Origin of the sequence: Streptomyces sp. S.PNR 29 (genome assembly GCF_030386795.1) — a bacterium.
Lineage (GTDB): Bacteria > Actinomycetota > Actinomycetes > Streptomycetales > Streptomycetaceae > Streptomyces.
In genome coordinates, this window is sequence record NZ_JANUQM010000005.1 from 412826 (window position 1) to 435962 (window position 23137).

Sequence of the window (23137 nt, forward strand, 5' to 3'; positions counted from 1 at the left end):
CCTCCGGGCAACACAGCACCGAGGAAGAGGTGTGGCGATGCAACCTGCTGCCGTGACCGGGACGGACGCTCTCGACGAGACGCTCAGCGAAGCCGTGCTCGACCTGGTTCTGCGAGGCATGTGGCGCGGCAGGCCGGAGTCCGTGTACCGCCCCCTGGCCGACGCCGGGCTCGCCATGGTGAAGGGCCCGGTGGTACTGCCGACCGAGCACGCCAAGGCGATCGCCGCGCAGGCCCTGCGGGTCCCCGAGGGTTCCGAGCAGGAGGAGCGGATCACCGCCGCCTACCACGCCTTCCTGCCGGTCAACCGCCGGATCCGCGAGGTGTGCACGGCCTGGCAGTGCCGCCCTGACGGCGCCCCCAACGACCACACCGACAGCGTCTACGACGCCGAGGTGCGCGAAGCTCTGGAGGACGTGCACGAGGCCATCCAGCCCGTGCTGCGCAGGCTCGAACGGGTGCTCGCGGGCAGCGGGCGGTACCTCACCGACCTCGACGACGCGCTGGACCGCTTCGACGACGGCGCGGTGGAATGGCTCGCCTCGCCGCTGTGCGACTCGTACCACACGGTCTGGATGCGGCTGCACCAGGAGCTGCTGCTGGTGCTCGGCATCAGCCGGGCCGAGGACGAGGCCCTGGAAGAGGAGTTGGTCACGAGGAGCCGGGGTTGAGCGTCACCGAGCGTCCGGCCGGCGCACCCACCCGGGCGCACGCTCCCGCCCACGCCCTGGTGCCGTACGGCCAGGGGCGGATCCGCGGGCTGGGCGCCGATGACCTGGGCACGCACGGCATCGCCATGGACCGGCTGGTGGCCCTCGGGCTCCCCGTGGTGCCGGGGCTCACCGTGCCGGCCGGGTCGGCCGCGTCGCTGTGCGAGCCGGACATCGCACGAGCCGCTCTGGAACTCGTGGAGCAGCTGTCGGGGCGGCGGATCGGCGACCGGAGCAGACCGCTGCTGCTGCGTCTGTCGGCGAGTGCGTCGACCGAGGTCGCGGGGCTGCCTCCGGACCTCGCGGGGATCGGCCTGGCCCCGCCCGGTGCCGGCGACCTGTGCGCCGTCATCGGCCGCGAGGACGCGCTGCACGAAGTGTGGGCCTCGACCCTGCGGATGACCGCCGAGTACGCCCTCGACGTGCCCGGTGCCGAGCTCGACGACGCCCTCCTCGACGCCGCGTCGACACGGGCCCGCGTCGACGCGCTGCTCGCGGCCATCGCCCGGCACACGGAGCGCACCTACCCGGACGACCCGGCCGAGCAGCTCGCGCTGGCCGCCCGCGCGGTGCTGGCCCGCTGGGCCTCGCCCCGGGCCAGGCGGTCCCGCAAGGCCCAGCGGCTGCCCGCCGACCTGGGCATCGCGCTGCATGTCCAGGCGCTGCGCATCGGCCCGTGGGACCGCTCCGGCTACGGCACCGCGGCCGGCCGGGACCCCGGCAGCGGCCGTTTCGCGCCGCACGGCTCCTTCTTCCGAGGCGTACGCCGCAGCGCGCCGCCTCCGCACCCGGGGGAGCCGCTGGAGGAGCTGGGCCCGGCCTTCGCCCTGCTGGAACACGCGCTGCTCACCCTCGAACGCCATCTGCACGCCCCGGTCCGCGTCGACTTCGAGCTGCGCGACGGTGAGATCGCGCTGCTGGCCGCCTCCGAGGTGAGCCGCCCCCCGCTGCGCGCCTCGGTGTGTCTCGCCGCCGACCTGGGCGCACAGGGCGCGCTGGACCGGGAGGAGGCCGTACGCCGGGTCGCACCCGCCCAGGTGCAGGAGTTGCTGCACCCCAGGCTGGAACCGGCCGGAGTGGACGAACCCCTCGTCCGCGGGCTGCCCGCCTCCCCCGGAGCCGCGGCCGGCCCCATCGCCCTGTCCAGCGAGCGCGCCCTCGAACTGGGGGCGGCCGGCACGCCCGCCGTACTGGTGGCCCTGGAGACCACTCCGGCCGACGTGCCCGGCATGCTGGCCGCCGCCGCGGTGCTCACCGGCACCGGCGGCATCGCCTCGCACGCCGCCGTGGTGGCACGCGGCGCCGGCAGACCGGCTGTCTGTGGGGCCGAGGGCCTGCGCGTGGACCCGGCGGCCGGCACGGTCCGGATCGGAGACCGCCTGTTGCACGAGGGCGACCCGGTCTCGCTCGACGGCCGCACCGGTGCCGTCTACGCCGGAACGCTGCCGGTCACCGTCGCCGGTCCCCCGCCGGAGCTGTCGACCCTGCTGGACTGGGCGGACGGCATCCGACGGCTCGGCGTACGCGTCAACGCCGACACGGCGGCGGAGGTGAACACCGCCGTCGCCCTGGGCGCGGAGGGGGTCGGCCTGTGCCGCACCGAGCACCAGTTCCTCGGCGACCGGCTGCCGCTCATCCGGCGGGTGCTCCTCGCCGCCGGCCAGGCCGCCCGGGACGAGGCGCTGCGCGCCCTGGAAGAGGCCCAGCACGAGGACTTCCGGGCCCTGCTGTCCGCCGTCGGGGACCGCCCGGTCACCGTACGGCTGCTGGACGCGCCGCTGCACGAGTTCCTGCCCGCGCCGGGAGAGGCCGGCGGCCCTGAGGCCGAGCACCGGGCCGCCGCACTGCGGGAGGCGAACCCCATGCTCGGGCTGCGCGGAGTGCGCCTGGCGCTGCTGCACGAGCGGCTCTACCCGGCGCAGGCCGAGGCGCTCTTCGCCGCGTGGGCGGACGTCGCGGCCACCGGTGTCCGGCCCACCCTGGAGGTGATGATCCCGCTCGTCAGCCTGCCGGAGGAACTGGCCGCCGCGGCGGCGTACGTACGCGGGGCCGCCGACGCGATCGCCGAACGTACCGGCGTCCGCGTCCCGTACCGGCTCGGCACGATGATCGAGACTCCGCGCGCCGCCCTGCTGGCCGCCGAACTCGCCCGGCACGCCGAGTTCTTCTCCTTCGGCACCAACGACCTCACCCAGCTCACCTACGGCTTCTCCCGCGACGACGTGGAGCGCCAGGTGCTGGGCACGTACCAGGAGCGCGGGTTCCTCACCGCGAGCCCGTTCGCCCGGCTCGATCCGCACGGCGTGGGCGCCCTGATCCGCCTGGCGGCCGAGCGGGCCAGGAGCGTACGCCCCGGCATCAAGCTGGGGGTGTGCGGTGAGCACGGCGGGGATCCGGAGTCGGTCGCCCTCTGCGACGACCTGGGCCTCGACTACGTCTCCTGCTCCGCGCACCGGGTGCCGGTCGCCCGGATGGCGGCCGCGCACAGTGCGCTGCGGGAGCGGCGGAGCGAGAGCGAGAGCGCACCATGACGAGCACCGTGACCGACAGCACGGCCCTGTCGGACGCCGAACTGGACGACCTGCGCGAGACCGTGCGGTCGGTGTGCGCGGACGCCGGCGGCACCGCCGCGGTGCGCCGGCTGCCCGAGGACTCTCCCGGTATCGACGCCGAGCTGTGGGACACCCTCGGCCGGCAGGTCGGCCTGGCGGCCCTCGGCCTGCCCGAGGCGGCCGGAGGAGTCGGCGGCCTCGCGGAGATCGCCGTGGTGTGCGAGGAGTTGGGCAGAACGCTGGCGCCGGTGCCCCTGTTGTCGTCCACCGTGCTGGCCGGGCAGGTCCTGGCGGGCTGCGGCACGGCGGACACCGCGCTGGCGCGGCTGGCCGAGGGCAGGGTGCACGCCCTGGCGGTGGCGGCACCCGACGGCGTCTGGCGGCCGGAGGCCGTGCCGGTGGCCGTCGCCTGGCACGGCGGCGTCCCGGTGCTCGACGGCACCGCGCCCTTCGTGCTGGACGGCGCCGACGCCGAGGCACTGGTCGTCGCGGCCACCGGCACCGACGGCGTGGACCTGTTCCTCGTCGATCCGCGCGAGCCGGGGGTGACGGTGCGCCGAGTGCCCACGCTGGACATCAGCCGCGGCCAGGCGGTCGTGACCTTCTCCGGTGCGCGGGCCCGGGCCCTGACCGCCGGCGGCGAGGGCGCGGACGTCGTCACCCGCGCCCTGGACGTGGCCCTGGTGGCTCTGGCCGCCGAGCAACTCGGCGGCGCGCAGGCCGCGTTGGACATGACCGTCGCCCACGTACGGGACCGCACCCAGTTCGGCAGGGCCGTCGGAAGCTTCCAAGCGGTCAAACACACCTGTGCCGACATGCTGCTCCAGGTCGAGTCCGCACGGTCGGCCGTGGTGCGCGCGGTCCGCGCGGCCACAGCGCCTGACGCGCTGGCCGAGGCGGCCGCGGTGGCGCAGGTCTGGTGCGGCGAGGCGTTCGTGTCCGTCGCCGCCGAGTGCGTGCAGCTGCACGGCGGCATGGGCTTCACCTGGGAGCACGACGCGCACCTGTACTTCCGGCGCGCCCAGTCCGACGCGGTGCTGCTGGGCGGCGCCGCGCACCACCGGGAACGGCTGGCCGGGCTGCTCGGCTGGTGACGTGGAAGGCGGGACGGCATGACCAGCAGACTCATCGACGAGACCCTGTTCGACAGCGCGGATCCACCGCGTCTCGTGGGGGCGCGCTGCACCGGGTGCGGCACCGTGGTCTTCCCCCGGCAGGACTCCTGCCCCAGGTGCCCGGACGGGGCCATGTCCGCGCACGCGCTGCCGATGAGCGGGCGGCTGTGGTCGTGGACGCTTCAGGCGTTCCCGCCCAAGCCGCCGTACCGGCCCCCCATCGGGGGCTTCGAGCCGTACCACGTGGGCTATGTGGACCTCGGTGAGGTGCTGGTGGAGACACGGCTGGCGATTCCCCGCGAGCAGATACGGATCGGGCTTCCGGTGCGCCTGACCACGGTGGAGGCGTACCACGACGAGGACGGGACCGAGGTGCTGACCTTCGCGTTCGGACCGGATCCGGAGGGCGGAAGGTGAGCCGGAGGGACGAGGTGTACGTCGTCGGCTGCGGGATGCATGCCTTCGGCCGCGACGAGAGCGTCACCGGGATGGACATGGCCGAGCGGGCGGTGCGTGCGGCGCTGGCCGACGCCGGTGTCGCCTGGGAGGACATCGGGTACGCGGTGGGCGGCTCCGACGTGTCCGGGAAGCCCGACACCCTGGTGGGCAGGCTGGGGCTGACCGGAGTGCCGTTCGTCAACGTGCAGAACGGCTGCGCGACCGGCGCCTCCACCGTGCTCGCGGTGGCCGGCGCGCTGCGCGCGGGCGAGGCCACGCTCGGTCTGGCGGTGGGCTTCGACAAGCACGCGCGGGGCGCGTTCAACGCCTCCGCGGCCCGCTATGGGCTGGGCGACTGGTACGCCGAGAGCGGTCTGATGCTCACCACGCAGTTCTTCGCCCTGAAGACCCGGCGGTATCTGCACGAGCACGGCGTCTCGGAGCGGGTGCTGGCGATGGTGGCGGCGCGGGCCTTCCGCAACGGCTCGGTGCATCCCCTCGCCTGGCGCCGCAAGCCGCTGACCGAGCAGGAGATCCTGGACGCCGCCGAGGTCAGTCCGCCCCTCACCCAGTACATGTTCTGCTCGCCGGGGCAGGGCGCGGCGGCGCTCGTGCTGGCGCTGGGCGACCGCGCGTTCGACCTGTGTGAACGGCCGGTCAGGCTGGCGTCGTTGGCCCTGCGCACCCGGCGCTTCGGCTCGTTCGAGGTCTTCTCCCCCTGGCTGCCGCCGGGCCCGCACCGCAGCCCCAGCGTCGACGCGGCCGAGGCGGCCTTCCGCAGGGCGGGCGTGCGTCCGGCCGACGTGCGGGTGGCCCAGGTGCAGGACACCGACAGCGGATCGGAGCTGATCCACCTGGCGGAGACCGGGCTGTGCGGTCACGGCGAGCAGGAGGACCTGCTGGCCGCCGGGGACACCGATCCCACGGGCCGGCTGCCGGTGAACACCGACGGGGGCTGCCTGGCCGGCGGGGAGCCCGTCGGCGCCTCGGGACTGCGCCAGTTCCACGAGGTCGTACGGCAGTTGCAGGGCCGGGCCCCGGGAGCACAGGTGCCCGGCGGGCCGCGGGTGGGCTTCACGCACGTGTACGGGGCGCCGGGGATCAGCGCGTGTTCGGTGCTGACGGTGTGACCGTCCATCGGTGCCGCCACAGCCGGCACACATGCCCGCGGACCGCGGGACGGTTCGCCCGCAGCTGGTGCTCAGGCCGACGGGACGGCCACTCCCTGCTCCGCCGCGATGATCCGCAGCGCCGTCGACCTGACCGCCTGCTGCACGGCACGCGGCGGCAGCCCGGCCAGTGGCCCGCCTTCCGCCCGCAGCGCGGTGACCAGCATGGTGGTGCTGATGAGGGTGCGGACCGCGAGCGCCTGCGCGGCGTGCCTGGCCTTGGCGGCGCGGGGGCTGCGCGTGGTCGTCTCGGGCAGGTAGTCGTACGCACGCTGGATGTGCCGCTGCTCGAACTCGTCGCGCAGCAGCTTCACGTTGCCGTTGGCGGAGGCGATCTGGACCTGGAACAGCCGGGCCTCGTCCGGGTTCTTCTCCACCCAGTCCCACACGGCGTCGATGACGCGCAACAGCCCCTTGGCGTCGCCCGGCTCGGTGTCCGGACGGGCTTGCTCCACGACGGCGTTCAGCTCGTCGAAGACGCGGCGCATGGCCAGTTCGAGGAGTTCCTCCTTGCCGTCGAAGTGGTAGTAGACGGCCGTGGGCACCACCTGGGCCTCGTCCGCGATGTCCTGGATGCTGGTCTCCGCGAAACCCTTGCGGCCGAAGACCCGCACCGCGGCACCGATGATGTGCTGTCGCCGCGAGGGCCGGTGAGCCGGCTGCTTGCCGTTCTGCTTGGTGGCCATGTGTGCTCCCCTTGCGGCTTGACGATGCGATGCCCCTGCGTCCGGTCCACTGACCATGCTATCGAGGCTGTCGAGTAACTCGGTCGCGCAGGTGCCGTAAATCCTGGTACCACAGTGATGCTGGTGCAGGTGGGGGTTGGCATACTTGACACCATGACGACTTCCGGAACCCGCGCCGCTCACCGCCCCTCGCGTCGGCAGTGGGTGATCGAGGCCGCCACGGAGCTGTTCGCCACCCAGCCGCCGGACGAGGTGACGGTGGCCGACATCGCCGCGCGCGCGGAGATGACGTCCGCGGCGGTGTACTACCACTTCTCCTCCAAGGACCAGGTCCTGGTGGAGGGCATGCGGGTGTTCGCCGCCGCGCTGCGCGAGCAGCTGGAGTCGCTCACCGAGGCGCACACGCCCGGTTCGGGGATCGGCACGGAGGTCAACGCTCTGCTGGCCTGGCTGAGCGAGCACCGGTCGGCCGCCACCGTGTTCTTCGTCTCCTCGGCAGGGATGAGCCAGGAGGCGGAGGTGCTGCGTCATGAGATCCGTACCCGGTTGCTGGCGGAACTGGTGCGGCTGGTGCGCAAGGACCGGGAACCGGTCACCGAGGCGGAGGCGGCGGTGACCGGCCTGGGCGTGCTGGCGCTGCTGGAGAACGCCGCGATCTCGCAGATCCGGGGCGACGAGGTCTACCGGGCGCTCGGGCACCGGGCGTTCACCGAGGAGGTCCACCGGCTCGCCGACCGGATCGCCGGGGCGCAGGACTGAGCCGCCGCCTCACATCAGCAGCCGCAGCGGCCTGCGCAACAGGCCCTCCACCGTGCGCAGGTACTCGGCGGCGGGCGCACCGTCGACGGCCCGGTGGTCGAACGTGAGGCTGAGGGTGAGCACCCGCGTCCGGAGCGGCCGGTCGTCCACCCACTCGACGCCGTCCCGGAGTCTGCCCACCCCGAGGATGGCGACGTTGCCGGGGTTGATCACCGGGGTGAAGAAGTCGACGCCGTAGCCGCCGAGTGAGGTGACGGTGAACGTGGCCCCTTCCAACCGGGCCGGGGAGATGCGTCCCTCACGGGCGGCGTCCGCCAGTTCCCGCGACCGGCGGGCGAGCTCGGGCAGCGGCAGCGCCGCCGCGTCCTCGATCACGGGGACGAGGAGGCCGCCGGTCACCGCGACGGCGAACCCGAGGTGGATGTCCTCGTAGAGGTGGATGCCGTCCTCGTGCACCGCCGCGTTGAGCAGCGGGTGTTCGCGCAGTGCCAGGGCGGCGGCCTTCAGCAGGAAGTCGTTGAGGCTGGGCACCGGCAGGTCGCCGCCGGCCCACTCCTGCTTCAGCTGGGCACGCAGGGCCACGACGGCGTCCATCCGCACCTCGTAGCCGTGCGTGAGCTGAGCCATCTCCTGGAGGCTGGCGTGCATCCGGCGGGCGATGGTGCCGCGCATGCCGGTGAGCGGGATGACGTCGCTGGAGCGCACCGGGGCGGGTGCCGGTGCGGTGATCACGTCGAGGTCGGCCCGGCGGATCCGGCCGCCCGCGCCCGTGCCGCGTATGCCGGCGAGGTCGATGCCGCGCTCCTTCGCCAGACGGCGCACGAGAGGCGAGACGGGGACGACCTGATCGCCGGGCAGGACGGCGGGGGCCTGCTCCGCCGGGGCGGCGGCGAGGTGGTCCTCCACGTCCTCGGAGAGGATCCGGCCGCCCGGCCCGGTGCCGCGTACGGCGCCCAGGTCGACGCCGGCCTCGCCCGCCACTCGTCGCGCGTTGGGCGAGGACAGGATCCGGCCTCCGTTTCCGGGCCGGGCGGCGTCGCCCTTCATGGACGCCGCGCCGCCCACGGCGGGTGCCGCGGACGGGGCCGGGGAGGCGGTGCCGTTGCTCCCGGGCCCGGCGGGCATCGGCGTACCCCCCGGGCCCGGCGGCTGCTCGCCCTCTGCCAGCAGCCAGCCGATGAGCGTCCCCGCCGGGACGGTGGTCCCCGCGGGGACGGCAGGGTGGAACAGTCCCCCGGCCTCGGCCTCGACGTCCACGTCGACCTTGTCGGTGGCCAGCCGCAGCAGCGCGTCGCCCTCGCGTACTGCGGTGCCGGCCGGCACCAGCCACTCGTCGATCGTGCCGTCCTGCATGGTCAGGCCGATCTTCGGCAGCAGAACCTCGACCGCCACGTCCTTCACGACCTTTCGAGCAGACGCCGGCAGCCCTGTGCGATGCGGGCCGCGTCGGGGACGTACGCCTTCTCCAGCACCGGGGAGAACGGCACCGGGGAGAAGGGGGCGCCGATCCGCAGGACCGGAGCGTCCAGGTGGTCGAAAGCCGCGTCCTGGATCTGGGCGGCGATCTCGGCGCCGAGGCCGCCGAAGGTGACGGCCTCGTGCACGACGAGCACCCGGTTGGTGCGCCGCGCCGAGGCGATCATGGTCGCGGTGTCCAGGGGCTGCACGGTGCGCGGATCGATCACCTCTGCCTCCACCCCTTCGGCGGCGAGTTCCTCGGCCGCGGCGAGGGCCTCGCCCACCATGCGGCCGAGCGCGATGACGGTGACGTCGCAACCCGGCCGCGCGGTGTGGGCCCGACCCAGCGGGATGCCGTAGATCTCCTCCGGCACCTCGCTCCTGCTGCCCAGCAGCACCTTGTTGAGCATGACGACGACCGGGTTGTCGTCCCGGATCGCCGAGACGGTCAGGCCCTTGGCGGTGTACGCGTCGCACGGCATCACGACCTTGAGGCCGGGCACGTGAGCGAGCCAGGCCTCCAGGCTCTGGCTGTGCTGGGCGGCGGCGCCGAGGCCCGCGCCGGAGGCCGTGGTGATGGTGAGCGGCACGGATACGGAGCCGCCGAACATGTACTTCATCTTGGCGGCCTGGTTGACGATCTGGTCCAGGCAGACGCCGATGAAGTCCATGAACATCAGGTCGACGACGGGGCGCAGGCCCCGGGCGGCGGCCCCGACGCCGAGCCCGACGAGCGCGGCCTCGGAGATCGGCGTGTCGATCATGCGGCGGGGCCCGAACTCGTCCAGCAGGTTGTCGAACATCCGGAAGACGCCGCCGTACCCGGCCACGTCCTCTCCGGCGACGAAGACGTTCTCGTCCTCGCGCATGGCCTGCGCCAGCCCCTCGTTGAAGGCCTTGACGTAGGTCAGGGTGCGGGCCGTGCCGGGTGGGGCGACGGCCGGTGCTTCCGTGGTGGCGGTCATGGCGGTCACCCCGAGTAGACGTTGAGCAGCAGGTCAGTGGTGTCGGGCAGCGGGCTGCCCTCGGCGTACGCGATGGCCTCGGCGATCTCTTCGCGCGTGCGCCGCCATACGTCGTCCAGTTCCGCGCGGGTGGCGGCGCCGTCGGCGACGGCGCGGGCCTGGAGCAGGTCGATCGGGTCGCGGGCCTTCCACTCGTCGACCTCCTCCTGCGAGCGGTAGGGGTGGCGCAGGCCCTTGACGCCCTGATGGTCGAAGTAGCGGTAGGTCTTGGCCTCGATCATCATCGGGCCCTCGCCGGCCCGGGCACGTGCGACGGCCGCCGCGGCGGCCTGGTACACGGCGACGGCGTCCATGCCGTCGACGGTCACGCCGGGCATGCCGTAGGCGGCCGCCCGGTCGGCGACGTCGGTGAGCAGCATGTGCCCGGACTGCGGGGTGAACTCGGCGTAGCCGTTGTTCTCGCAGACGAACAGCACCGGAAGGCCCAGCACGGCGGCCATGTTGGCGGCCTCGTGGAAGGAGCCGATGTTGGTGGCGCCGTCGCCGAAGAAGGTGACGGCGACGCTGTCCTCGCCCCTGTAGCGGGCGGCGAAGGCGGCGCCGACGGCGATCGGGATGCCGGCGCCGACGATGCCGTTGGCGCCGAGCATGCCGAGCGTGACGTCGTTGATGTGCATGCTGCCGCCGCGGCCGAGGCAGGCGCCGGTGACGCGGCCGTACAGCTCGGCGTACATCTGCCGGAAGCCCACGCCCTTGGCCACGGCGTGCCCGTGTCCGCGGTGGGTGGAGGTGATCTGGTCGTCGTCGCGCAGCGCCGCCATCACCCCCGCGGCCACGGCTTCCTGGCCGACGTAGAGGTGCAGGAAGCCGGGCAGCCTGCCCGCCTCCATGAGCTTTCCCGCCTCGGTCTCGAACAGCCGGATACGGACCATGCGCTCGTGCAGGTCACGCAGGACCTGCGCGGTCGGCTTCTGCGGTGTGGTGTGAGCCATCGTCGGCCCCTTCGCCCCGAGGGAGGTGTCCCACCGATCGGACTTTATTGTGTCGGTCTACAGTAACTGACAGGGGCACCTTACTGAAGAGGCTGTCTAATTACTACGGCAGTCCACCACCTCGACGACATTGCCCTCCGGATCCGCCCAGAAGCTGATCCGCCGTCCGCGCGCTTCCACCACGACCGGGGACGACAGCGGCCGGGCACCGGCCGCCTCCAGCGCGGCGACGACAGGTATGACGTCGTCCAGGTGGAAGGTGAGATACGACAGACCGCAGCGCGCGGCGAGCGGCATCCCCGCCCGGCCCCGCACAGCGGCGACCCGGGGGTGCAGCAGCTTGATCCGGCCCCCCGACGGCACCTGGAGCCAGACCACCACGAGCTCCCCGCCCAGCCCCGCCGGTCCTGCGATCTCCTGCGGCACCACCGAGCGACGCACGGGAAGACAGCCGAGGGCCTCGCGGTAGAAGCACTCCATCAACTCTTGGTCCGCCACGACGATCCCGGCCTCGAAAGGCCGGGTCATCGACACACCGAACTCCACCGACCCTCACCCCCACACGGCGATCCGCCCGTCACTTTTCCTACTTACTATTGACAGACAACACTAAGCCCTGTTGTTTTGTCGCTCACAGCCCAGCTGCCGCAACCGGAGCCGTTCCCCAGCTCTCGGCTGGGAGGATTGTGAGGACACCGTGGTCCGGACCAGTTCCCCGGGGCCCCTGGAGGCGACTGACCAGCCTCAGCCGCCCAAGGCCCCCGAATACACCTCGTGGATCAGCCGGGACCGGTCCACCGATCCCGCCGCCACGGCGATGCGGCAGGACGCGGCCGAACTCGTCGAGCGCGTGCTGGAGCACTACCGCGCGGGCACGACGCACGAGGCCGCGGACCAGTGGACGGAACCCGTCGCGCACTACCTCGACGCCGACCGATGGCAGCGCGAGATGGACGCCGTCCATCGCAGCGTCCCGCTGCCGCTCGCCATGTCGTGCGAGCTCCCCGGGCCGCACTCGTACAAGGCGATCGACGTGCTCGGCGTTCCGGTCCTGATCACCCGTGACCGGCAGGGCACCGTCCACGCGATGATCAACGCCTGTCGGCACCGGGGGGCCAAGCTCCTCGAACCCGGCTGCGGGGTTTCGAAACGGCTGACCTGCCCTTATCACTCCTGGTCGTACGACCTGGCCGGGGAACTGCGGGGCGTGTACGCCGAGAAGACCTTCGGCCCGGTGCCGCGTGAGGGCCGCAGCCTGGTGCGGCTCCCGGCCGGGGAACGCGCGGGTATCGTCTTCGTCTCGCTGGACCCGGCGGCCGAGCACGACCTCGACGCGTGGCTGGGCGACCTGGGGCCGCTGCTGGAGGGGCTCCGCCTGGCGGAGTGCCACCACTACTCGACGAAGGAACTGACCAGCCCCAACTGGAAGGTCACCCTCGACGGGTACCTGGAGACGTACCACTTCGCCTCACTGCACCCCAAGACGGTGTTCGAGACGAACCTGTCGAACATGATGGCGCACGACACCTGGGGTCCCCACCAGCGCATCGCGCCGGCCCTGCGGCCCATCGCCCGGGCGGTGGACCTGCCGCCGGACCAGCGCGACCCCGGGGACTGTGTCGGCCCCATCTTCTGGCTCTTCCCGGGACTGGCGATCGCCGGCGGCTGGCGGCAGAAGATCGCCGTCTCGCTGGTACTGCCCCGGACGGCCACCGAATCGGTGACCCAGCAGATCATCCTGCTGCGCGAGCCGGCCGTCACCGAGGAGGAACGCAAGGCCGCCGACCAGTTCGGCGAGTGGTTCCACGAGGTGGTCCGCGACGAGGACTACGCGACGACGTACGGGGTCCAGGAAGGGCTGCAGGCCCTTGCCGGAGCCGGAACGGACTTCGTCTTCGGGCGCAACGAGCCCGGCCTCCAGCACTTCCACCGCACCGTTCATGAACACCTGGACGGCGCTGACAGCGCCGCGAGAGCCGCCAGGTGACGTACCGACAAGACACGCAGGAGAACAGCATGGTGGCTACGGGCAGCCTCGACGGACGTGTCGCGGTGATCACGGGCAGCACACGCAGCATCGGACGCGCCATCGCCGAGGCGTTCCTCGCCGACGGCGCCACGGTCGTGGTCAGCGGCCGCAGCGAGGTCAAGGGCAAGCAGGCCCTGGAGGAGATGGACGCCGGGGACCGGGCCGTCTTCCACGCCTGTGACGCGAGCAGCCAGGAGGACATCGAGGCCCTCGCCGACTTCGCCGCGGAGCGGTTCGGGCGGCTCGACGTCTGGGTCAACAACGCGGGCGGCAGCCAGGGCTTCGCCCCACTGCACCAGTTGAGCGACGAGGCCTGGAACCACGCCCTCGCCTTCAACCTCAACGCCTACTTCTACGGCACCCGCCGGGCGCTGCCGAAGATGCTGGAGCACGGCTGGGGACGGATCATCAACATCTCCTCCGTCGAGGGCAAGCAGGCCAACAAGCCCGCGATCAGCCACTACATCACCAACAAGCACGCCATCCACGGCCTGACGAAGGCGACCGCGTTCGAGTACGGCACCCAGGGCATCACCTGCAACGCCATCTGCCCCGGCGCCGTCGACACCGACCTGATGCGGGCGGCCGGTCCGGCTGCCGCCGAGGCCGAGGGCATCAGTTACGAGGAGTGGCTCGGCCGGTTCGCCGAGCATGCCGCCACCAAGAAGATCACCACGGTGGAGCAGATCGCGGCCGTCGCCTCGCTGCTGGCGAGCGACGCGGGCGCGGGCATCACCGGCACGCTGATCAGCGTCGACGGCGGAACGGCACAGTGGTAGGCCCCGGCAGCACCGGGACGGACGGCGGGAGACCTTCGGCCATGCAGAGCTGGATCACGGACTGGCAGCGCAGTGAGCGTCTGCCGCACTACACCCGCGCCAACGCGGGTGAGACCCTGCCGGACCCGGCCAGCCCGCTGGGCTGGACGCTGGTGTGGGGGCGCGGGCTGCAGGGCTGGCGCAGGGGCTTCGTCGGGTTCGGCGTCTACCACGAGCGGGAGGTGACCGGTCCCCGGCCGCCGTTCGTCGGGATGTTCGGCGGCTACTTCTACCTGAACCTGTCGCACATGCGGCTGTTCGGCATCCGTATGGGCCAGACGGCGGACCAGATCGACACGGCCTTCGTGGGCCAGCGCTCCGACACCCCGGTGTACGTGCCGCATCCGGAGGACCCGGACGAGGAGCTGACGGCCAAGGCGGGCGCGACGCTCCAGCGGATGCTCGGCCAGGCGAACTTCCCGGAGGCGGACGCCGACCGGGAGCGGCTGCGCCGCCTGCGCCGCGAGCGTCCCGGCCTGTCCCGGCTGTCCGACGCCGAACTGGTGGCGCACGCCCGCTCGTTGCTCGGCGAGGTGGAGACCACCTTCCAGCGGCACGTCGAGTCCTCGCTGCCCGCGTCCGTCGGACCGGCGATCCTCGGCCCGCTGTGCGCGAGCGTGGACCGCCCCGACGCCCTGCTCGACCTCATCGGCGGTCTCGGCGACGTCGACTCGGCGTCCCCCTCGACCGGGCTGTGGACGCTGTCCCGCCAGGTGGCGGCGTCCGCGGAGCTCACCGCGCTGTTCGACCAGGGTCCGGCCGCGGTGGAGCAGGCCCTCGACGGGGCGAGTGGGGACGTGAAGGCGTTCCGCGACTGCTTCGAGGAGTTCCTCGCCGAGTCCGGCGACCGCGGCCCCAACGAGTGGGACATCCACGCCCTGTCGTGGGAGGCGGCGCCGATCCAGGCACTGGCCCTGGTCGACCGGATCCGGCACAGCTCCGACGACGACTCCCCCGCCGCCCGCGGACAGCGTCTGACCGAGCGGCGTCAGCGAACGGCGCGGGAGATCCGGGCTGTGCTTCCCGAGGACGCGCAGCCGGTGTTCGACGCCGGCATGCACGCGTCCCAGGTCTGGATCCCGGCCCGGGAGCGCACCAAGGCGAACTGTGTGACCGTCGTCAACGAGATCCGGATGGCGCTGCGCGAGCTCGGCCGCCGCGGGGTGGAGGCAGGGCGCCTCGCCGAGCCGGAGGACGTGATGATGCTGCTGGACACCGAGTTGGACGACTATGTCGCCGACCCGGAGCGCTTCGGCCCGGTCATCGCCCAGCGGCTCCAGGAGTACGCGGCACTGCACGAGCTGGAACCGCCGTTCTTCGTCGCGGACGACACGCAGACCGACATCAGCACCTGGCCGCGGCGCGCCGAGGAGCGGTCCGCGGAGGCGGCCGAGGGCGATGTGCTCGGCGGCGTGGGCGGCAGCCACGGCACCTACACCGGCACGGTACGGGTGGTCACCGACCCGGCCTCCTGCGAGGCGCTGGAGCCCGGCGAGGTGCTGGTGGCGCCGATCACGGACGCGGCGTGGACCCCGCTGTTCCTGGTCGCCGGCGCGGCCGTCGTGGACGTGGGCGCCCTCAACAGCCACGCCGTCGTGGTCTGCCGCGAGCTGGGCATCCCCGCTGTCATCTCCGTCGAGGGCGGCACGGGGCGGCTGCGCGACGGGATGGTGGTCACGGTCGACGGGGACAAGGGCACGGTCACCGTGGACAGCGTTCCGGCGGCACTCGGCATCTGAGGAGGACCGCGGACCCGCGGGCACGACCGTGAAAGGAACACCGTGTCGGAGGAGATCATCGTCGCCGGCTGGATGGACTACGAGCCGGGCGACCGCGACCCGATGCTGGGACATCTCGTGGAACTCGGAAGGCGCACCCGGGAGGCGGAGCCCGGCTGCCTGGACTACGCGATGACCGCCGATCCCACGGACGGGCGGCGGATCCGGGTGTACGAGCGGTGGACCTCCCAGCAGGCGCTCGACGGGCACTTCACCACCGCGCACATGAAGGAGTTTCGGGCCGCCACGACCGGGCTGACCCGGGTGGGCGTGTCCCTGAACACCCACCGCATCGCCGCCTCACAGCCGATGCGCTGATCAGCAGGAGTCGATGGGCCATTCAGGTGATTGCCTCGGCAACGGGGCATCACCGTCATTTCCGTCGCCCGACAGCTCGCCATACTGTGCGAATGTCAGCACAGAAGACGATTCCCCCGTTGATCCATCAAACATGGAAAGACACTGATCTTCCTCCGAAATGGCAGAGGTGGGCGGAGTCGTGGCGGCTGCACCACCCCGGGTGGGGCTACCGGTTGTGGACCGACGCGGACAACCGCGCGTTTCTCCAGGAGCACTATCCCTGGTTCCTGCCGGTCTACGACGGCTATCCCGAGGCGATCATGCGGGCGGACGCGATCCGCTATTTCCTGCTGGACCATTTCGGCGGGGTCTACGCGGATCTGGACTTCGAGTGCCTGAAGCCGCTCGACGGAATCCTTGACGGGCAGGAACTCGTCCTGGGCTGCGAACCCGAGGCGCACACCCGATTGCTGCTGGCCCGCCAACGCGGATTCACACGCATCGTCGGCAACGCGTTCATCGCCTCACGGCCGGGCCACCCCTTCTGGGCCCATGTCCACCGTCAGCTGGTCGGCGCCCACAGACTGCCCGGCGCTCTCGACGCGACAGGGCCGTTCTTCCTCACCCGAGCGGTGGACAGCACCCCGGAGCCGGCCTCGGTCACGGTGGTCGGGGCCGAGCTGCTGTACCCGGAGGTGAGCCCGTACGCCACAGAGCTGTTCGGCCCTCAGGAGGCCGACCACGACCGTGCGTACGCCGTGCACCACTGGTCGGGCAGCTGGGCGTGCGACACATCCGGCCCGCCACGGGGCTCGGCGGGCAAACGCTTCCCGTTCTGGGCGAGCCAGGAGCTGCAACCGGTCGCCGACGGCCTGCTCAGCCTGGAGGCACAGCGCCGCCGCTGGACCGCGGGCGCACCCGCGCCGACCGTGTCCTGCCTGATGGTGACCAAGGACCGCTCGGCGACGGCACGACGAGCCATCAGCTGCTTTCGTGCCCAGACCTACCCGAACCTGGAACTGGTCGTGGTGGAGGACGGCACCGACGACGGCCTCGAACGGCACATCCGCGCCCTGGAGGACCCGCGCATCCGCCACCACCGGCTCCCTCCGGAGGGACGGACCCTGGGCGAACTGCGCAACGAGGCGGTGGATCGGGCCACGGGGCCCTACGTCTGCCAGTGGGACGACGACGACCTGTACGACCCCGAGCGGGTCGAGACCCAGATGGCGGCGATGCTCGCACTCGGCGCCGACGCGTGCTTCCTCGCCCGTGAGCGGCTGTGGTGGCCCGCCCGCCACAAGCTCGCGATCTCCTGTGCGCGGATCTGGGAGGGGTCGATGGTGTGCGCGAAGGAGCGGCTTCCGCGCTACCCGGCCGAGCGCCGGGGCGAGGACACCCCGGTGGCCGAAGAGGTGGTCCGCACCTGCCGGGTCGTATCGGTCGACGCACCCGAGCTGTACACCTATGTGTGCCACGGCGGCAACACGTTCGGCGAGTCCCATTTCGCGGAGCACTTCGAGGTGGCGACCCAGATCTGGGCCGAGCCGGGCGCCTACGCCGAGCGGTTGCTGGCCATGGCGACCCGGCTGCCGCTCGACCCGCGGGACATCGCCCACGCCGAGACCGTCGCCGGCACCGCCCGGACCTCCCGGCCGAGACCGCACGCGGCCCCCGAGCCCGCGCCGGCCCCGGCCGGCGAGCGCCCCTCGGTACTGGTCCTCACCCCTCTCAAGGACGCGGCCGCGTTCCTGCCCGGTTATCTGGACCGCCTTCGTGCGCTGGACTACCCGCGCGAGGCGATCTCGCTGGGCCTGCTGGAGGGCGACAGCGAGGACTCGACGCCGGAACTGCTCCGGCAGGCCCTGCCGAGCCTCGACGCGCGGTTCCGGCGGGTGACCCTTGTGCACCGCGACTTCGGCCTGCAGTTGCCCGGACCTCGCTGGGAGCCGGGCGTCCAGCGCCGGCGCCGGTCGGTCCTGGCCAGGGTGCGCAACCATCTCCTCTCGCACGCCCTCGCCGACGAGGAGTGGGTACTGTGGCTCGACGCCGATGTCACCGGCTACCCGTCGGACTTGGTGCAGCGGCTGCTCGGCGCGGGCAAGGACATCGTCGTTCCGCACTGCGCCACGGCGCCCGGCGGGCCGACGTACGACCTGAACACCTTCGTCCTCAAACCTGGGGCCGGCACGCTCAACTGGAACCAGTGGCTTCGCGACGGCATCCTTCAGCCTCCCCGGGGTTTCGGCCGGACGTACCTGGACGAGTTGCGCGGGCGGGGACTCGTGCGCGTCGACTCGGTCGGCGGTACCGCGCTGCTGGTGCGCGCCGATCTGCACCGCGACGGCCTGAACTTCCCGTCCTTCCCCTACCGGCGGCTCATCGAGACCGAGGGGCTGGCCGCGATGGCCCTGGACATGGGTGTCGCCTGCTGGGCGCTGCCCGATCTGGAAGTGGTGCATCCCCACCACGGCGTCCCGCAGCCGGAGCGGACCGGCACCATCGCTACCCACAGTGAGTAATCGTTTTGACGCATGGAGTGACCAAATTTACGGTGGCTTTGCTGCCCACGCCACGACGCACGCCGGCTTCCCTGGGCAGTTCCCCCGCATCCAAAGGAAAGGCGCCACCGTGAGAACCCGTGTCATGACCTCTCTGGCCCTGCCCGCCGCGCTGGCCACCGCCGGACTGCTGAACACCGCCGAGGCGGCCTACGCCGCCGTCGCCCCGGACGATCACACAGGGACGGCGACGTACGGGTACCAAGGACCGCTCCCCGACGGCGATGTCACCCTCATCCCCGGGTCCGCCCACCCCTGCCCGCCGATCGGCAACGTCACGATCACCGACTACGGTCACTGCTGTCCGCCGGTGGGCAACATCACCATCAGCGACTACGGCCACTGCTGCACGCACATCGGCAACGTGACCATCCCCGGCTTCGTGTTCTGCCGGGACGACCACGATCACGACCACGATCACGACCCCTACATCCACGCGCGCAAAGATCACCAGCACAGCTAGCGGACGTTCCGGCGGCCGGCCCGGGCGTGGGCCTGCGGACAGCACGGGGGGGGAGGGCCGACGCCCGGCACGCCTGATCCGACCACCCACTCGCAACGTCCCGGCTCCCGCCCCCCTGTTTCCCGTTCCGAAGCGAAAGACGGCGCATGCCTCTCAGTTCCGACCCTGCGGTCTCGGTCGTCATCCCCTGCCATGACTACGCCCGCTATCTGCCCGAGGCCCTGTCCAGCATCCTCGCCCAGACCTTCCGCGACTGGGAGGTCGTCATCGTCGACGACGGCAGCACCGACGACACCGCCGAGGTGGCCCGGTCCCTGATCGCCCGCCACCCCGACCGGCGCATCAGACTCGTCCAGCAGGCGAACGCCGGCGTCTCGGCCGCGCGCAACACCGGGATCGCCGCCGCCACCGGCCGCTACGTCCTTCCCCTGGACGCCGACGACGTGATCGCTCCCACGATGCTGGAGAAGACCGTCGCGGTACTGGACGGCGATCCCGGCATCGCGATCGCCTCCACCGATGTGTTCACCTTCACCGACGACGATCTGCCTCCGCAGCCGATGCCCCTGCCCGCCTACAGCAGAGAACTGATGCTCCAGCGGCTCATCATGTTCTACTGCTCGCTGTACCGGCGTGAGGTGTGGCAGACCGTGGGCGGCTACGACGAGAGCATGCGGGCCGGGGAGGACTGGGACTTCTGGGTCGGCTGCGTCGAGCACGGTTTCGACGCCCACCACATCCATGAGCCGCTGTTCGGGGCGCGCAACAAGGACACCGGGCTGCATGTGGAGGCCGCCGAGAACGACCTGGCCATCCGGGCGCGGATCGTGGCCAACCACCCGGGCCTGTTCAAGCCGATCACCCGGGGGTGGGCGCGGGCCGTGCTCAGTCAGGACGCGGAAGCCTGCCTGCGGGACGAGCACGTGCCCGACGACATCCTCACCCGGGCCGCCGAGATGGACCAGTTCCTCACCGCGGTCATGGCCCTGCAGCGCACCGCGAGGGTGCAGCACTACCACATCAGACGGCTGGAAAAGGAACTGGCCACCCACCGCCGCGCGGCCGGCCCGCCCGCCGGGGAGAAGGATCCCGCACCTGCCGCCGTCTAGGCCCTGTGGCGGTGGTGGCTCATCCGGTCGTCGTTCCCGTGGCGCAGGGGTCGGATGCCAGCCGTACCAGCATCTTGCCGACGTTACCGCCGCCGAGCAGGGACAGCAGCGCACCCGCCGCGTTCTCCAGGCCGTCCACCACGGTCTCGCGGGCGACCACCTCGCCCGAACGGAGCCAGCCGGCGACCCGGCGCTCGAACTGCGGCCGAAGGTCCTCGTGGTCGCGCACGATGAACCCGCGCAGTGTGAGCCGTTTGAGGACCGCCTGGATCAGCTGGTTGATGTCGGCGGACACCCTCTCGCGGCCGAACTGCGACATCATGCCGCACAGCGCGACCCGGCCGCCGGGCCGCAGGGCGTGCAGGGCGGCGGCGAGCTGCTCGCCGCCGACGTTGTCGAAGCAGACGTCGATGCCATCGGGCGCCAGCCGGGCCAGCGCGTCGCGGGCCGGCTCGGCACGGTGGTCGGCGGCGGCGTCGTAGCCGAACTCCTCGACCATCAGGGCGCACTTGCCCGGCCCGCCCGCGGTGCCGACGACCCGTTCGGCGCCCAGCAGCCGGGCGAACTGGCCGGCGGCGCTGCCCACCGCCCCGGCCGCCGCCGATACGAAGACCGTGTCGCCGGGCCGGAGTTCCGCGATCCGCGTCAGTCCGACGTACGCGGTGAAGCCGGTCTGTCCGAGCAGCCCCAACCACGTCGGCAGTGGCGCGAGTCCGGGGTCGATGCGCCCTGCGCCGTCCGTGTCGGCGGCGTCGAGGACGGCATGTTCCCGCCAGCCCAGCTGGTGGCGTACATAACTGCCCGGTGGCACCGAGGTGCAGCGGCTCTCCTCCACGATGCCCAGCGCCCGGCCGTCCAGAGGCGCTCCCGGCGTGAAGTTGTGCGTGTAGTGCTTCTCGGTGCTCTCCAGCCGGCCCCGCATCGAGGGGTCGACGCTCATGTAGAGGTTGCGTACGAGCAGCTTCCCCTCGCCGAGGGGCGGCAAGGGGCGTTCCTCGATCGCGAAGTCGCCGGGGACCGGCTCTCCGAGCGGGCGGCGGACCAGACAGACCACGCGGGTGGTGCGGGCCGTCACCGGCTCACTCCTCCGGCTGCCGGGCGGACCGCCGCTGGGCCAGCCGGCCCACCCAGCCCGCCATCTGCAGGTCGGCGTGGCGCAGTTCACCGGACTGCCAGCGGGCCTGGAAGTCGAAGATGCCCCGCGCCCCCGTCCTGGGATCGGTCACCTCGACCAGGCCGTCCTCGGTGAGCCGGTACACGTGTCCGGTCAGCGGATGGATCACTTGCTTGGGCATGCTGCTCTCACTCCTGCACTGGGCGGCGCACGCCGCGTTTCGTCACGGTCACCGGGCCGGCGACCCGGAGCTGGCAGGCGAGCCGGGTCCGGCCGTCCACCGGCTGCCGCAGAGCCTGGATGCCCTCGCGCTCCAGCGGGCCGACGGGTGAGCAGTGCTCGGCGCCCTCGTCGACCTCCACGAAGCACGTGCGGCAGGTGCCCTTGCCGCCGCAGACGGTGGGCCAGCGGTAGCCGAGGCGGCGGGCGGCGGTGAACAGGTCCTCGCCGTCGCGTACGTCCAGCTCGGCACCCGAGGGGCGGACCGCGACACGGTGGGCGGCGGTCACCGGTTCATCCACTGGTCGAGGGTGTGGTTGAAGTGCCGTATCCGGCTCTCCTGGTAGTTGGCCAGGGTGATGCCGGGCTTGCGCATGGTCTTCAGTCCCTGCTGCACGTACGGCAGGTTCTCGCAGTCCTGGTCGAACACCGGGCCGAGGATGCCGAGTTCGGGGATGTCGGCGAAGAGCAGGTCCTCAGGCACCCAGCGGATCTTCGCCGGGGGCGGTGTCTCCCCGGACTTCGGCGGGGACGACATGAAGAGGATCTCGGCGATGCACGAGTCCGGATCGAGCCCGTTGGGCCGGAACCGGTAGACGATGTTGGACTTCACGCCGCCCCACGGGTTGAAGTTGGGGAACAGCAGGTAGTTGATGGCGTCCAGCAACTCGCTGTCGGAGGTCTGTGAGAAGTCCTGGTCCGCGCGGGCCGCCAGTTGCTCACGCATGCGGTCCGCGAGGACCTGGCGGGCGGTGCCGCCGGGCGGGATCGGTGGGAGTTCGCCGCCGTCCGGGAGCGCCAGGTCACGGCCCTGGGTGGCGGCGTAGAAGGAGCGCGAGTAGTAGAACGTCTCCAGGACGTCCTCCTCGGTGACCGAGTCCGCCACATGGGGGCTCGGGGCGCCCTGGATGTTGATCATCCGGTTCCAGTGGGGCTGGCCGGCGGTGACGTCGTACTGGGAGTTGGCGTCGGCGAGCCACGGCAGCATCTGCGGGTGAGTGGCGATCACGTGGAAGGACTCGATGAACGCGTCCTGCGCGACCTTCCAGTTGCAGGGCAGCACCTTGGCGATGTGCAGCGACTTGTAGCGCTTCTCCAGCGGCCAGATGTAGTACTCGTCGAAGGTGCCCCGATAGGTGTCGAAGGACTCGGCGTACGGGTCCATGGTGATGAAGACGAAGCCGCGCCAGGTGGCCACCCGGGCCTCCGGCAGGGCGAACTTCTCCGGGACGACATGGGGGAAGTCCCAGGCGCAGGGCGGGGTCTGCATGGTCCCGTCGAGGTTCCAGGCGAAGCCGTGGAAGGGACAGCGGAACTCGGCGACGTTGCCGCCGGTCGTACGCAGCTTGCGGCCCCGGTGCAGGCAGGCGTTGACGAACGCGCGGATCTCGTCGGGGGCCGTACGCACGATGATCAGCGAGTCGGTGCCGATCTCGTAGACCTCGTGGTCGCCGACCTCGGGGATCTCGCTCTCCAGGCAGGCGAACTGCCAGACCCGGCGCCAGACCTGTTCCATCTCGCGCTCGGCCCACTCGCGCGAGACGAAGCGGGCTGCGTCGATGTCCTCGCTGCCGAGGTGATCGTTGCGGTCGTACCTCAGTGCGGGCGGGACCGGTCGGCTGTCCCGGTCGAGGTAGTCCTGGACGCTGGGCCCGGGGCACCGTGCGGTGACCGACTCCGACGATTCGTCCATCATCTCTCCTCCGGCAGAAACTATAGAACGAGTGTAGTTAGGCAGCGCGCACCGGAGCAACAGCCGCAAGGGCACCGGACGGCGTATCACCCGGGAGCCCTGAGAGATTCACCTGTCAGGCCTTGAATTTCTCGCGGCCACCCTCTCCCCAAGCCGATGGCGGCGTGCCACACTCCGACGCACTCAGGACTGTAGTCCCTCATAAGTTTC

At 71.8% G+C, this 23137-nt stretch carries 22 protein-coding genes; 13 read left to right on the forward strand and 9 right to left on the reverse strand.

What is annotated here, in order from left to right; genetic code table 11:
- Positions 1–52: 52 nt before the first annotated feature.
- Genes NW895_RS16775 through NW895_RS16795 form a run of 5 tightly spaced genes read left to right on the forward strand, consistent with a single transcriptional unit; the run spans position 53 to position 5944 of the window.
- A complete protein-coding gene (locus NW895_RS16775; protein WP_289936352.1) occupies positions 53–670 on the forward strand; it encodes a hypothetical protein in 618 nt (205 codons plus the stop codon).
- Positions 667–3240 (forward strand): putative PEP-binding protein, encoded by a 2574-nt coding sequence (locus tag NW895_RS16780; RefSeq protein ID WP_289936353.1) that lies wholly within the window; start codon positions 667–669, stop codon positions 3238–3240. Before NW895_RS16775 ends, NW895_RS16780 begins: the two co-directional genes overlap by 4 nt.
- Before the next feature lie 8 nt (positions 3241–3248).
- Positions 3249–4355, forward strand: coding sequence for an acyl-CoA dehydrogenase family protein (locus NW895_RS16785; protein ID WP_289936354.1), 1107 nt, complete (start codon positions 3249–3251; stop codon positions 4353–4355).
- A gap of 18 nt (positions 4356–4373) precedes the next feature.
- On the forward strand, positions 4374–4793 hold the full coding sequence (locus NW895_RS16790) for an OB-fold domain-containing protein (RefSeq protein WP_289936355.1): 420 nt from the start codon (positions 4374–4376) through the stop codon (positions 4791–4793).
- The gene (locus NW895_RS16795; RefSeq protein ID WP_289936356.1) at positions 4790–5944 is read left to right on the forward strand and encodes a thiolase family protein; all 1155 of its coding nucleotides are present in this window, start codon (positions 4790–4792) and stop codon (positions 5942–5944) included. The genes NW895_RS16790 and NW895_RS16795 overlap by 4 nt, the downstream gene beginning before the upstream one ends.
- Before the next feature lie 71 nt (positions 5945–6015).
- Here NW895_RS16795 and NW895_RS16800 read toward each other — a convergent pair whose 3' ends face one another.
- The gene (locus NW895_RS16800) at positions 6016–6669 is read right to left on the reverse strand and encodes a TetR/AcrR family transcriptional regulator (protein WP_289936357.1); all 654 of its coding nucleotides are present in this window, start codon (positions 6667–6669) and stop codon (positions 6016–6018) included.
- Positions 6670–6822: 153 nt separating this feature from the next.
- On the opposite strand from NW895_RS16800, the gene NW895_RS16805 reads away from it, so the two are divergent.
- Entirely contained in the window at positions 6823–7428 is a 606-nt protein-coding gene (locus NW895_RS16805) for a TetR/AcrR family transcriptional regulator (protein WP_289936358.1), read from the forward strand.
- A gap of 9 nt (positions 7429–7437) precedes the next feature.
- Here NW895_RS16805 and NW895_RS16810 read toward each other — a convergent pair whose 3' ends face one another.
- The 4 genes from NW895_RS16810 to NW895_RS16825 all read right to left on the reverse strand — a co-directional run bounded on the left by NW895_RS16810 (position 7438) and on the right by NW895_RS16825 (position 11371).
- Positions 7438–8820 carry a 2-oxo acid dehydrogenase subunit E2 gene (locus tag NW895_RS16810; protein WP_289936359.1) on the reverse strand — a complete coding sequence of 461 codons (1383 nt, stop codon included), beginning with the start codon at positions 8818–8820 and terminating at the stop codon, positions 7438–7440.
- 5 nt (positions 8821–8825) lie between these two features.
- The gene (locus NW895_RS16815; protein WP_289936360.1) at positions 8826–9851 is read right to left on the reverse strand and encodes an alpha-ketoacid dehydrogenase subunit beta; all 1026 of its coding nucleotides are present in this window, start codon (positions 9849–9851) and stop codon (positions 8826–8828) included.
- Between the two features lie 5 nt (positions 9852–9856).
- Positions 9857–10843, reverse strand: coding sequence for a thiamine pyrophosphate-dependent dehydrogenase E1 component subunit alpha (locus tag NW895_RS16820; RefSeq protein WP_289936361.1), 987 nt, complete (start codon positions 10841–10843; stop codon positions 9857–9859).
- Positions 10844–10939: 96 nt separating this feature from the next.
- Positions 10940–11371 (reverse strand): VOC family protein, encoded by a 432-nt coding sequence (locus NW895_RS16825; protein ID WP_289936362.1) that lies wholly within the window; start codon positions 11369–11371, stop codon positions 10940–10942.
- A 169-nt stretch (positions 11372–11540) separates the two neighbouring features.
- Between NW895_RS16825 and NW895_RS16830 the strand changes: the two genes are divergently transcribed.
- The 7 genes from NW895_RS16830 (at position 11541) to NW895_RS16860 (ending at position 19901) form a co-directional block, all read left to right on the forward strand.
- Positions 11541–12830, forward strand: a complete 1290-nt coding sequence (locus tag NW895_RS16830; RefSeq protein ID WP_289936363.1) for an aromatic ring-hydroxylating dioxygenase subunit alpha — start codon at positions 11541–11543, stop codon at positions 12828–12830.
- A 29-nt stretch (positions 12831–12859) separates the two neighbouring features.
- Positions 12860–13651: an SDR family NAD(P)-dependent oxidoreductase gene (locus tag NW895_RS16835; RefSeq protein WP_289936364.1), complete on the forward strand. Its 792-nt coding sequence runs from the start codon at positions 12860–12862 to the stop codon at positions 13649–13651.
- 41 nt (positions 13652–13692) lie between these two features.
- Complete coding sequence (locus tag NW895_RS16840; protein WP_289936365.1) at positions 13693–15429, forward strand: PEP-utilizing enzyme; 1737 nt, start codon at positions 13693–13695, stop codon at positions 15427–15429.
- Positions 15430–15471: 42 nt separating this feature from the next.
- On the forward strand, positions 15472–15786 hold the full coding sequence (locus NW895_RS16845; protein WP_289936366.1) for a putative quinol monooxygenase: 315 nt from the start codon (positions 15472–15474) through the stop codon (positions 15784–15786).
- Positions 15787–15878: 92 nt separating this feature from the next.
- A complete protein-coding gene (locus NW895_RS16850; protein ID WP_289936367.1) occupies positions 15879–18290 on the forward strand; it encodes a glycosyltransferase in 2412 nt (803 codons plus the stop codon).
- Between the two features lie 109 nt (positions 18291–18399).
- The gene (locus NW895_RS16855; protein WP_289936368.1) at positions 18400–18792 is read left to right on the forward strand and encodes a hypothetical protein; all 393 of its coding nucleotides are present in this window, start codon (positions 18400–18402) and stop codon (positions 18790–18792) included.
- A 146-nt stretch (positions 18793–18938) separates the two neighbouring features.
- On the forward strand, positions 18939–19901 hold the full coding sequence (locus NW895_RS16860; protein WP_289936369.1) for a glycosyltransferase family A protein: 963 nt from the start codon (positions 18939–18941) through the stop codon (positions 19899–19901).
- A 19-nt stretch (positions 19902–19920) separates the two neighbouring features.
- Here NW895_RS16860 and NW895_RS16865 read toward each other — a convergent pair whose 3' ends face one another.
- The 4 genes from NW895_RS16865 to NW895_RS16880 are packed head-to-tail and all read right to left on the reverse strand — an operon-like array spanning position 19921 to position 22927.
- Positions 19921–20976, reverse strand: a complete 1056-nt coding sequence (locus NW895_RS16865) for an NADP-dependent oxidoreductase (protein WP_289936370.1) — start codon at positions 20974–20976, stop codon at positions 19921–19923.
- Between the two features lie 4 nt (positions 20977–20980).
- Entirely contained in the window at positions 20981–21196 is a 216-nt protein-coding gene (locus NW895_RS16870; RefSeq protein WP_289936372.1) for a transposase, read from the reverse strand.
- 7 nt (positions 21197–21203) lie between these two features.
- Positions 21204–21536, reverse strand: coding sequence for a 2Fe-2S iron-sulfur cluster binding domain-containing protein (locus tag NW895_RS16875; RefSeq protein WP_289936373.1), 333 nt, complete (start codon positions 21534–21536; stop codon positions 21204–21206).
- Positions 21521–22927: an aromatic ring-hydroxylating dioxygenase subunit alpha gene (locus NW895_RS16880; RefSeq protein ID WP_289936374.1), complete on the reverse strand. Its 1407-nt coding sequence runs from the start codon at positions 22925–22927 to the stop codon at positions 21521–21523. Before NW895_RS16880 ends, NW895_RS16875 begins: the two co-directional genes overlap by 16 nt.
- Positions 22928–23137 lie beyond the last annotated feature (210 nt).

What these genes read in the sequence shown, in the direction of transcription:
- NW895_RS16840 (WP_289936365.1), top strand. Translation starts at nt 13,693, where the DNA reads ATGCAGAGCTGGATCACGGACTGGCAGCGCAGTGAGCGTCTGCCGCAC.
- NW895_RS16880 (WP_289936374.1), bottom strand. Translation starts at nt 22,927, where the DNA reads ATGGACGAATCGTCGGAGTCGGTCACCGCACGGTGCCCCGGGCCCAGC.
- NW895_RS16870 (WP_289936372.1), bottom strand. Translation starts at nt 21,196, where the DNA reads ATGCCCAAGCAAGTGATCCATCCGCTGACCGGACACGTGTACCGGCTC.
- NW895_RS16835 (WP_289936364.1), top strand. Translation starts at nt 12,860, where the DNA reads ATGGTGGCTACGGGCAGCCTCGACGGACGTGTCGCGGTGATCACGGGC.
- NW895_RS16850 (WP_289936367.1), top strand. Translation starts at nt 15,879, where the DNA reads ATGTCAGCACAGAAGACGATTCCCCCGTTGATCCATCAAACATGGAAA.
- NW895_RS16820 (WP_289936361.1), bottom strand. Translation starts at nt 10,843, where the DNA reads ATGGCTCACACCACACCGCAGAAGCCGACCGCGCAGGTCCTGCGTGAC.
- NW895_RS16825 (WP_289936362.1), bottom strand. Translation starts at nt 11,371, where the DNA reads ATGACCCGGCCTTTCGAGGCCGGGATCGTCGTGGCGGACCAAGAGTTG.
- NW895_RS16805 (WP_289936358.1), top strand. Translation starts at nt 6,823, where the DNA reads ATGACGACTTCCGGAACCCGCGCCGCTCACCGCCCCTCGCGTCGGCAG.
- NW895_RS16800 (WP_289936357.1), bottom strand. Translation starts at nt 6,669, where the DNA reads ATGGCCACCAAGCAGAACGGCAAGCAGCCGGCTCACCGGCCCTCGCGG.
- NW895_RS16790 (WP_289936355.1), top strand. Translation starts at nt 4,374, where the DNA reads ATGACCAGCAGACTCATCGACGAGACCCTGTTCGACAGCGCGGATCCA.
- NW895_RS16815 (WP_289936360.1), bottom strand. Translation starts at nt 9,851, where the DNA reads ATGACCGCCACCACGGAAGCACCGGCCGTCGCCCCACCCGGCACGGCC.
- NW895_RS16860 (WP_289936369.1), top strand. Translation starts at nt 18,939, where the DNA reads ATGCCTCTCAGTTCCGACCCTGCGGTCTCGGTCGTCATCCCCTGCCAT.